Raw genomic sequence first — 7,127 nt, forward strand, 5'->3', positions numbered from 1 at the left:
TCGGGAGCCGGGCGGATTTCCGCGTCGGCGGCAACAAGGCCTATTATGCCCCTGGCCCCGATTATGTGCAGGTCCCCCATCAGGCGGCATTCCATCATCCGCTCGACTGGTACCGCACCGCCTTTCACGAGCTCGGCCACTGGACGGGCCATGCCGCGCGGCTTGCGCGCGAACAGCGCGGCACCTTTGGTGGCCCCGACTATGCGCGCGAGGAGCTGGTGGCCGAAATGGCCTCGGCCTTTGTCTGTGCTGCGCTCAATATCCAGCCGGCGGCACGTCATTCGGACTATATCGGCGCCTGGCTCGAGGTGCTGCGCGGCGACGAGCGCGCGATCTTCCGTGCAGCATCCCAGGCAAGCAAGGCCGCCGACATGCTGCTGGGAGCGGGCAGGGGAGAGGTGCCATGAGCGGCTGTCTCGCACAGCGCTGGCAGCGCCTGCGCCAGCATATCTGGCACCGCCGCGACGAGGCGCGCGGCTTGAGCGAGCGGATCGACCGCGCGGCATCGACCATGCCCTTGTTCACCTACCAGGTCTTCATCCTCCACCGTCAGGACGGGCTCGACTATGCGACCATCGCCGCGCTGCTCCGGCTGGAGGTCGACGATGTCGAGCAGCATATCGCCGCCGCCCTGCTGCACTTGGCGCGCACGCTGGGTGATGAGGACTGAGCCAATATCCGCCCTTCCTGATCAGGGGAGGGCGGACCCTTGCGGATCAAGCCGGCCTTGCCAAAGCGCTGGCACTCCACGAAAAGATTTGCAACCATGCGCAAGGACCTCGATCATCTTCCCGCCGCCAAGCAGCGCGACCTGGCACGCGTGCTCCAGATCCTCTTCGAGGAATTCGAGGATGCAACCGCGCTTGGAAGCCATGACTGGAAGAAGAAGGGCCGCATCCTCAAGGTCATCCTCTATGGCAGCTACGCGCGTGGCGGCTGGGTCGACGAGCCCCATACCGCCAAGGGCTACCAGTCCGATTTCGACCTGCTCATCATCGTCAACAACCAGAAGCTGACCGATCCGATCAAGTTCTGGGAGAAGGCCGAGGAGCGCCTCACGCGCGAATTCGCGATCACCAGGACCGTCAAGACCCCGGTCAATTTCATCGTCCACACCTTGCAGGAAGTGAACGACGGCCTTGCGCATGGCCGGTATTTCTTCATGGACATCGCGAAGGACGGGATCGCGCTCTACGAGAGCGAGGACAGCGAGCTTCATACCCCCAAGCCCAAGACGGCGACACAGGCGCTGGCGATGGCCAAGGAGTATTTCGAGGAGTGGTTTCCTGCGGCGATGCGGCGTAACAAATTGGCAAAGGATGCCTTCGCGCAATCCTTCTTACGCGAAGCAGCCTTCGACACTCAGCAAACCGCCGAATTTCTGTATCATTGTATCCTGCTCGTGAAGACTTTCTACACCCCGCACGTCCACAATCTCGGCTTCCTGCGCACGCAGGCCGAACGGCTCGATCGCCGCCTGGTCGATGCCTGGCCGCGCGAGACCAAGCGCGACCGCGCGCGCTTCGAGAAGCTTAAGGATGCCTATGTGAAGGCGCGCTACTCCAGGCATTACCGCATCACCGAGGAGGAGCTGACCTGGCTCGGAAACCAAGTCGAGGAGCTCGGCCGCATCGTCCATATCCTCTGCTCCGAGCGCATCGCCGAGCTCGAGCGCCACGCCGCCTAGACGTCGGCGCGCAAGGTCAGCGCAGCGTCTCGACCAGCGTCTTGAGGGTGGTCAGGTCCTTCATGATCCATTTGGCATCGGCCGAGAATTTCTCGTCATCCATGCCCGGCTGGCGATAGAGCGTCAGCATCACCTCGGCACCATCGCCATTCTGGACGACACGCAGCGGGATATGGACGGGGTCGCCCGAGCCTGCGTCCACCCAATGATCCATCACGCCATGGTCGTTGTGCGGGGTGAAGGTGATGCGGATCGGACCCTCGGCACCCGTCGCGATCCATATGTCCCCCTCCTTGTGCAGGTCCGCGTCCGATAGCCCCGAGGCCCATTTGGGAAAGAATTCGGGACGCCAGATCAGCTCGTAGAGCGCGCGCCAATTGTGATGGATCGAGACACTGTAGGTGCGCGCGGGCAGCATGGCGGAGCCTTGGTCCTCGAAATTGTCGGTCTGTGGGAAATAGCGGGGATTGGGCGGATTGCCAGTGCGACCTGGCAGTCATGGTGCCGTGCATGGAGCTGCGCCCTTGTGCGCGGCTGGTCGTGCGCGTCCAGATGGAGTGCCAATTGAGGGTGAGGGGCGTGAAATCGGGAGGGCAAGATTGAAAAACATGCCTCCCTGGTGCCGCGCGCGACGCGTGGTTCCTGGCTTCGCCGTGGAGGCTGGTGTACGCCCATCGCTCCACCCAGGGTGCCGGATGGCGCGCAAGCCACGTGCACAGGCCAGCCGCGACGGTGCCGGCCATGGAGGCCCTTGAAAGCCGCGCCCATGGCTCCCTTGTCACCAAGAGCAATCGCCAATCGAGGGCCCCGGACATGGACTTTGACGATGCCGTGAGGCTGCGGCTTGGCCGCATCGGGACTGATCGTCCGGTGCGCCACGCGCTGCACGACGCGATCCGGCTGGGAAGCGCCGCGCCGGCGCGGTCGCGCAAAGGGGGCGGCGGGCGCGGGGCGGGCCTGGGCGCGGCGCTGGGCAGCCGCTTGACCGCGCGGGGCGCGCGGCGCTGCGTGGTCAAGGTGCGCATCGTCAAACTGGGCGCCAGGGGGCTGGGCGCGGCCAGGGCGCATCTGCGCTATCTTCAGCGCGAGGGCACGACGCGCGAAGGCGAGCGCGCGGTCGTCTATGGTCCGGGCGACGAGCCGGTCGACGACAAGGCGTTCCTCCACAGAGCCGCAGGCGACCGCCACCAGTTCCGCTTCATCGTCGCTCCCGAGGACGGCGTAGAATATGACGCACTGAAGCCGCTGGTGCGCCGGCTCATGCACCAGGCCGAGATCGATCTTGGCACCAGGCTCGACTGGATCGCGGTCGACCATTTCAACACCGGCCACCCGCATGCGCACATCCTGCTGCGCGGCAAGGACGACAAGGACAAGGACCTCGTCATCGGCCGCGACTATCTGACCAAGGGGCTGCGGGAGCGCGCGAGCGCGCTGGTCACGCTCGATCTCGGCCCAAGGAGCGAGCGCGACATCTGGGCGGCACGCAGCCGCGAGGTTGCACAGGAACGGTTCACCGATCTCGATCGCCGGCTGCTGCGCGCGGCGGATGAGGATGGCATCGTCCGCGCCGCGCACGCCAACCGCCACGAGCAGGCGCTGCGTGCCGCCAGGCTCCAGACGCTCAAGCGCCTCGACCTGGCCAGCGAGGTGACCCAGGGAGGCTGGCGGCTCGACGAGGAACTCGAGGGCATCCTCAAGCGCATGGGCGAGCGCGGCGACATCATCCGCACCCTGCAGCGCGCGGTCGGCGCACACCGACCCGAGCGGCTCGCCGCGGACTTCGTCATCCATGACCACGGCGCGGATCCCGCACAGCCGCTGATCGGACGCGTCGTCGCGCGGGGGCTTTCGGACGAACATGCCGACCGCCATTATCTCGTCATCGAGGGCGTCGATGGCTGTACCCATTATCTCGATATCGGCGTCGACCACGAACCCCTGCCCGAGCACGGCATCTTCGCGTTCAGCCGGCGGACCGCCACCCCCATCAGCGCGGTCGACCGCGCCATCGCCCAGGTCGCCCAGGCGCATGGCGGATGGTATGCGCGCGACATCCACGCCATAGACGACCCCGCGCTGGATGATCTCGGTCTCGATATCCACGAACACCGCGTCGAGAGGCTGGCGCAGAGCGGGCTCGCAAAATCGCTTCATCCCGGCATATGGGAGATCGCCCCCGATCATCTCGCGCGGATCGCGGCCGAGGCGCAGCGCGCTGTCGCACAGCGGCCCGTCGAGATCCGCATTCTCGCCGACCGACCGCTCAAGGACCTTGTCCAGCATGAGGGCCGCACCTGGCTCGACACCGCGCTTGCCTCCGCCGCGAGACTCCAGCTGGGTGATGGCCTCGGCGCCGAAGTCGATCGAGCGCTGCGCGCGCGCACGCGCTGGCTCGTCGAACACGGCCATGCGCAGATGCGCGGGGACATCCCGCAATTCGCCCAGGGTTTTGCCGACACGCTCCAGGCCAAGGAACTGGGCCGGCTGACGCAAAGGCTGGGACAGGAGCTGCAATCCCCTCATGCGCCGTTGACCTCGGGCGACACGATCGAAGGCCGTTTGCTGCGCGCGGTCCAGGTGGGGGATGCGAAGTTCGCGGTCGTCGACAGGGAGCACTGCTTCTCGCTCGTGCCCTGGCGTGAGGATCTCCACCATTATATCGGCGAGCGGGTGCGCGGCATCACGATGGGCCAGGACATCACCTGGACGCGGGGACGCCGGCTGGAACTTTTCATTGGCTGACCGAGCGCGACTCGCAGCGCGATTTTCCCCATGATCGTGCGGGACAGGCCAGGGCTGCCCGCCGGCCTGCACCATTTGGCCGCGTCTGGCCGCGCCTGGCCCCGATTGTCCGGTTTATCGCGACGTCCCGATCGCCGATCATGGGCGCGTGCTCCGCATGAGCGAGGGAAGCGCGATGAAGACATCGAAGCAGCGACATCAATTCTACCTCCCCGCCGATCTCTCGGCGAAGCTTGTCGCACTCTCGGGCAGATCGGGCGCCTCCAAGACCGCGCTGCTGAGCGAGGCGCTGAAAGCCTGGCTCGAGCGAAAGGCCGATCACGCGCTCGACGAGCGCTTTGGACCTCGGCTCGACCGGCATTACCGCCTGGCCAGGCGCATCGAGAGGAAACTCGATGTGACGATCGAGCTGATCGGCGTGGTCTTCCTCCACGAGCTCATCCGGAGCGCCTTCCTCCCGAGCTTTACCGACGAGGCACGGCGCATCGGCAACGCGCATTTCGATCATTTCCTCGATGAGGTCAGGCGCAAGCTCCGCAGCGATGCGCTGACCGCAAGACTCCTCGACACCCCCGGCAGTGATGGAGAATTTGCATGATGGACCAGGCAAGCGAGCTGTGCGCGAGCTCGTACCAACCACCAAAGAACGTACTTCAGAAGGAGACCTGGTCGAACACGCAAGGTGGCATGGGATCTCAGTGAAGAGGGAGGCATCCCAGTTGCATGAAATCCAATTCATCACTGTGCTCGAGTTTGCGCATTTGGCAAAGCTGTCCCGACGGCAAATCGACAGATTGCGCCGAGTTCGGCCAAGCGGATTTCCTCGCGAGTACGAACTCGGGACCGGCCGCAGCAAATTTCGGCGCTGCCCACGGTTCAAACTGATCGAGGTGCAGGGTTGGCTGGACTCCCGCGCCCTTTGGTAATTTCCTAAGGGACCACGGCACTGTCATGTGACGCGATCGGCTCCGCCAGAAGCGGCCACCCGGATTTCCGAGGAAGTTTGAGTTGGCTTACGGGACTACGAAGTAACGTCCATGTCCGCGGTTCAAAATCGCCGACGTGCTCGCCGGGGTGGAATTGCGCGCCCTGGTAATCCAGCGAGGTCGCCATTTGGGAAGGGCGCTGCCGGCGTCTCTACGTCATCCTCAACGGGCACGCCGAGCATAGATGCCACACCGTGTTGGCGAGCGATTGTGGCGACCTCATTCTCCCATTTGAGAAACGCTTCGCGCTTCTCCTCCTCCAGCTCGAACCGGTCATAGATCCGCACAAGACCCTTCTTTAGATGGTTGAGCATTGCCTCGGCGGTCTCGTAATCGATTTTCAGCCGCCTCGTGTTCGACCTGACGGTGCGACGCAGGTCATGCGGGATCCAGTGTTCGACGGAGCGCCCGGCATATTCCGACATCCGGACAAGGAGGCGGTCCCGCACCCCGCACCAGACTGTCTGACAGAGCGCTCCCTCCAATCTCGACGACGGCAACACCCAGTCATGGTTGGATTGGAAGAGTGACCGTCCCCAAGGCCCAAGCGGGATGCGATGCGCCTGCGAATTCTTGACCCGCTCGGAGGGAATCGTCCAGATGTCGGACTGCAGCTCCGATGACTTTGCGTCGATAACTTCTGTGAGTCGTGCGGCCGTGAGCAGAAGCAGCAGCACGCCACGCTGATATACGCGCTCTTCGTGGGTCAATGCCTTGAGAAGCCAGCCGATCTCTTCGAGCGTGAGGATCCGTTCGCGCGAAGTCTCCGCAAATTTCAGATCACCCAATCGCGCGGCGGGATTTGAGGGAAGGCCAATTTCGGTACCACGCAGCGATGCTGCCCAGCCGAAGAAAACCTTGAGTTCGCTTGCGAGCCGATTTGCACGCACACGTGACGTCTTGCTCTTGGCCAGCACCAGCTTTGTCAGGTCGGTTTCGACGACGTCCAGGATCGGTTTCTGCGCGAGCTTGGGCGCGACGTCGCATCGATAGATTGCCAGCTTGGTCGCTATCGTGCGCGGCTTGTTGACACGCTTTGCTCGAGATGCGCGACCATCGCGAACAGCCTCCATATACAATTCATGTGCGAAACCGACCGTCATTGTCGTGCGCAGAGCTTCCTCACGCTCCGCATCGCGTGGATCAACGCCGGATTCAATCTGTGCGTTGAGGGCAGCCGCAAGTTCTCGGGCTGCGGCGATGTTGCAGGCGGGATAAAGGCCCAAATTTCGCGTAACGGTTTTTGAGCTACCAGCGACACGGCGTCGATAGACCCATTTCTTACGTCCGCTCGGCAGCACCTCAAGGGTTAAGCCAGGCGTCTGGGGATCAGCAATTCTGCCATTTTCTAGTGCATCGATACCCGCGGGGGTGAGCGCCAACTTCCTATTCATGTCCCGACTCCAGGTCGGCGAGGCATGACACAAATACACCGAGAGGCTTTCGCGGCAGGGCCGGAAGTCCGCCAAAAACGATCCAGAAACCGTGACACAAATCGTGACACAACACGTCACAAATCATGGCACAATAGCCGTCTAACCGGGTCCAACCGGGCCCAGCTCAGTCTCAATTGGATCGAGCCATAAATTGCAGTGTATCAATGACTTGCGGGCCGAATCTCAAGGATTCGGGTGGTGCCGGATGAGGGATTAAGCGCCCTACTCAGCAACCATTGGAAAACAAAGGTTTTTTCTGCGACCTCTGCTGCC

The 7,127-nt window shown here is 63.4% G+C and carries 7 protein-coding genes; 5 read left to right on the forward strand and 2 right to left on the reverse strand.

The window, feature by feature from the left end:
• The 3 genes from AC3WJD_RS21285 to AC3WJD_RS21295 form a co-directional block, all read left to right on the forward strand.
• Window positions 1-407: zincin-like metallopeptidase domain-containing protein (locus tag AC3WJD_RS21285; protein ID WP_492748762.1), on the forward strand; the 407-nt coding region annotated here is incomplete at its 5' end.
• Window positions 404-670 (forward strand): sigma factor-like helix-turn-helix DNA-binding protein, encoded by a 267-nt coding sequence (locus tag AC3WJD_RS21290; protein ID WP_492747862.1) that lies wholly within the window; start codon window positions 404-406, stop codon window positions 668-670. The genes AC3WJD_RS21285 and AC3WJD_RS21290, both read left to right, overlap by 4 nt.
• Before the next feature lie 96 nt (window positions 671-766).
• Complete coding sequence (locus tag AC3WJD_RS21295) at window positions 767-1,687, forward strand: nucleotidyltransferase and HEPN domain-containing protein (protein ID WP_492748763.1); 921 nt, start codon at window positions 767-769, stop codon at window positions 1,685-1,687.
• 16 nt (window positions 1,688-1,703) lie between these two features.
• Here AC3WJD_RS21295 and AC3WJD_RS21300 read toward each other — a convergent pair whose 3' ends face one another.
• Window positions 1,704-2,105 carry a polyketide cyclase gene (locus AC3WJD_RS21300; protein WP_492748764.1) on the reverse strand — a complete coding sequence of 134 codons (402 nt, stop codon included), beginning with the start codon at window positions 2,103-2,105 and terminating at the stop codon, window positions 1,704-1,706.
• A gap of 395 nt (window positions 2,106-2,500) precedes the next feature.
• Between AC3WJD_RS21300 and AC3WJD_RS21305 the strand changes: the two genes are divergently transcribed.
• The gene (locus AC3WJD_RS21305) at window positions 2,501-4,432 is read left to right on the forward strand and encodes a DUF3363 domain-containing protein (RefSeq protein ID WP_492748765.1); all 1,932 of its coding nucleotides are present in this window, start codon (window positions 2,501-2,503) and stop codon (window positions 4,430-4,432) included.
• Between the two features lie 175 nt (window positions 4,433-4,607).
• Window positions 4,608-5,030 (forward strand): CopG family transcriptional regulator, encoded by a 423-nt coding sequence (locus AC3WJD_RS21310; RefSeq protein ID WP_492748766.1) that lies wholly within the window; start codon window positions 4,608-4,610, stop codon window positions 5,028-5,030.
• A gap of 450 nt (window positions 5,031-5,480) precedes the next feature.
• Here AC3WJD_RS21310 and AC3WJD_RS21315 read toward each other — a convergent pair whose 3' ends face one another.
• Window positions 5,481-6,812 (reverse strand): tyrosine-type recombinase/integrase, encoded by a 1,332-nt coding sequence (locus tag AC3WJD_RS21315; RefSeq protein ID WP_492748767.1) that lies wholly within the window; start codon window positions 6,810-6,812, stop codon window positions 5,481-5,483.
• Window positions 6,813-7,127: the final 315 nt, after the last annotated feature.

The organism is Sphingobium sp. FW306-1B-F04DB (genome assembly GCF_058781925.1).

Coding starts and splice junctions, on each gene's coding strand:
- AC3WJD_RS21290 (WP_492747862.1), top strand. CDS start 404: ATGAGCGGCTGTCTCGCACAGCGCTGGCAGCGCCTGCGCCAGCATATC.
- AC3WJD_RS21295 (WP_492748763.1), top strand. CDS start 767: ATGCGCAAGGACCTCGATCATCTTCCCGCCGCCAAGCAGCGCGACCTG.
- AC3WJD_RS21300 (WP_492748764.1), bottom strand. CDS start 2,105: ATGCTGCCCGCGCGCACCTACAGTGTCTCGATCCATCACAATTGGCGC.
- AC3WJD_RS21305 (WP_492748765.1), top strand. CDS start 2,501: ATGGACTTTGACGATGCCGTGAGGCTGCGGCTTGGCCGCATCGGGACT.
- AC3WJD_RS21310 (WP_492748766.1), top strand. CDS start 4,608: ATGAAGACATCGAAGCAGCGACATCAATTCTACCTCCCCGCCGATCTC.
- AC3WJD_RS21315 (WP_492748767.1), bottom strand. CDS start 6,812: ATGAATAGGAAGTTGGCGCTCACCCCCGCGGGTATCGATGCACTAGAA.